The following is a 317-nucleotide window of genomic DNA, read 5'->3' on the forward strand; positions in this document are numbered from 1 at the left end:
ATCAAGGAGTTGCAGCGTCATCGCTTCGGCCGCCGGGCCGAGACGCTGCCGGAGGACCAGTTGCTGCTCGGCCTGGAGGAGGTCAAGCAGGTCGAGGCGAGCAGTGATGCCGCGACCGATGCAGCCAATGCTGCCGAGCGATCGAGCCGAGCCGCACGGCGCCGCAGGAACAGAGGAGCCCTGCCGGCGCATCTGCCGCGGGTCGAGATGCTGATCGACCTCGACGATCACGCCTGCCCGTGCTGTCAGCAGGCGCTGCACCGGATCGGCGAGGATGTGAGCGAACGACTGGATATCGTCCCGGCCCAGTTCCGGGT

Annotated in this window: 1 protein-coding gene; it reads left to right on the forward strand. The window is 67.8% G+C overall.

The genetic code is table 11. The features are described 5' to 3' along the window. Positions 1 to 317: transposase domain-containing protein (locus tag AC0L3A_RS41080; RefSeq protein ID WP_473256629.1), on the forward strand; the 317-nt coding region annotated here is incomplete at both ends.

The sequence above is a fragment of the Bradyrhizobium sp. MI1.3 genome, from assembly GCF_055811695.1.